2 protein-coding genes are annotated in these 2,134 nt (G+C 41.9%); both read left to right on the forward strand.

From position 1 onward, the window contains the following. The first annotated feature begins 104 nt into the window (after nt 1-104). A complete protein-coding gene (gene istA, locus IV84_RS10310) occupies nt 105-1,328 on the forward strand; it encodes an IS21 family transposase (RefSeq protein WP_003555353.1) in 1,224 nt (407 codons plus the stop codon). Nucleotides 1,329-1,337: 9 nt separating this feature from the next. Beyond that, nucleotides 1,338-2,075 carry an IS21-like element helper ATPase IstB gene (istB, locus tag IV84_RS10315; protein ID WP_003555349.1) on the forward strand — a complete coding sequence of 246 codons (738 nt, stop codon included), beginning with the start codon at nt 1,338-1,340 and terminating at the stop codon, nt 2,073-2,075. The last annotated feature ends 59 nt before the right edge of the window (nt 2,076-2,134 follow it).

The following is a 2,134-nucleotide window of genomic DNA, read 5'->3' on the forward strand; positions in this document are numbered from 1 at the left end:
TGTAAAAGGCACCCGTAAAATGTAGGAAAACGGCAGGTTAGAACTGTTGGTTTTCCTACATTTTTTGTATCATGAATCACATCAGAGTGTAGGAGGAATTTGATGTGAGACGTGATTTAAGAGAAGGAGTGACGATTTACGTGACTGAAAATATTAAGCCTAACTTCGCCGAGATTGCCCGGCAATATAATGTTGATTATCGAACCGTTAAGAAAGCCTATGAGGAAGTCAAAGCTGGACTTAAGGGCCGACCAAGTGGTCGACCGAAACGGCCAAGTTTACTGGATCCATTCAAGCAAACCATCGATTCAAAGCTTGAACTAAATTGTTCGGCTGCTTCAATTTTTAAATTTATCCAGAAGAAGGGCTTTACCGGCAGCTATACCCTCGTGAAAGATTATTGTCGCCAAACCCGCCGAGAACGAGTTAAGAAAGCTACCATTCGGATTGAACATTCCCCTGGTCTCTCTGCTCAAGTTGACTGGAAAGAAGAAATGGCCCTAGTGAGCAGCGAGGGTGAGCTGTTTAAATTCAATATTTTCTTGTATGTATTGCCTTATTCAAAACTCAAATATATGACACTAACCTTTGATCGGAGCCAAGATACCCTCTTTTCTTGCTTACACGACGCTTTCCTTCATACCGGAGGTATTCCGACGGAAATCTGGTTTGATAATATGAAAACCGTTGTGGATCATACAAAATCCCAGTTTGGCCACGCTGTCTTTAACGAACGGTTCCACGAATTCTGTAAAGATGCCGGTTTCACACCAATTGCTTGTCGACCATTCAGACCACAAACTAAAGGTGCAGTTGAAGCCCTTGCTCGCACGGTTGAACGTTTACGGCCATACAATACTGAATTTGCTGATGGAACTGAGCTAATCGAACTAGTTCATATGCTCCGAGATGATCTAAATCATGAAACTTCGCAGGCCACGGACGAAGTCCCGTACCTGAAATGGTTAGACGAAGAAAAAGAGTACCTTCATCGCGTTCCAGTTAATCTCCTTGAACCATACTTCGAAGAAAACATTACCCGTGTCGTTTCGAAGGAGGCCATGATCAATTTCCGCAAATGTAAGTACTCAGTAGATCCGCGATACATTGGTTGTACGGTTGCTGTTGAAATCTCCAATGATGAGCAGCGCATCCACATTTATTATAACGGAGAAGAAATTCGTACGCACTCCATAACTACCAATTCGCTGAATTATGACCCCCAAGATCAGTTCAATATCCTCAAATCTGATTTGCTTAAAGGGCGGACAGATGAAGACATTTCAGCTTACATTCGTGAACATATGACTGATTACGACAACTTATAGGAGGCTACCATGACCACTAATAATCAAATTCTTTTAAATAATCTTGAGCGCTTAGGGTTAAACAAAATCCGTGAATACTTGCCGAATTACCTTGATCAAATTCACACTGATAATCTGTCATTAACTGAGGCGCTAATTGATTTAACTAATTCGGAACTCCAGAATCGACACGAAGGTCAGATTGCACGGGCCATTGGCCGTGCTCGGTTCCCCAATACAAAATCCCTAGATACATTTGATTTTAGCTTTCAACCCAGTATTAATCGCCAAGAGGTTCTGGAATTCCAGAATCTGGCTTTTATGGAAAAGTCTGAAAACTTAATCTTTATTGGCAATCCGGGAGTCGGTAAAACCCACTTGGCAATTAGTATTGGGATTGAGGCCTGTAAACAGGGCTGTCGGGTTCTCTTTATTAATTGTCATGAGCTGTTGATTAGATTGAGAGCAGCTTACGAAAAAGGACTGCTTGATCGATCTCTAAGCCGCTATTCGCGCTATGACCTATTAATTATTGATGAAATTGGGTATTTGCCAATTGGTCACCAAGAAGCTAACCTCTTATTTCAGCTAGTCAATGCCCGCTATGAAAAGCATTCAACGATCATTACCAGCAATAGTGATCTATCCGCTTGGGTTGATATTTTCCAGAACCCAACTGTGACAGCAGCCATTCTCGATCGCTTGGTTCATCATGTTCACGTAGTGAAGATCACTGGTAAATCTTACCGATTACGTGGCCTCAAGTAACTGCCGAAAACCTACATTTCTTTCTGCCGAAAACCTACATTTTTAAACTGCCCTTGACA

The organism is Pediococcus damnosus, assembly GCF_001437255.1.
In the GTDB taxonomy this organism is placed as follows: domain Bacteria; phylum Bacillota; class Bacilli; order Lactobacillales; family Lactobacillaceae; genus Pediococcus; species Pediococcus damnosus.

Bases quoted from the DNA above. Each gene is read 5' to 3' on its own strand.
- istB (WP_003555349.1), top strand. From the start codon at position 1,338: ATGACCACTAATAATCAAATTCTTTTAAATAATCTTGAGCGCTTAGGG.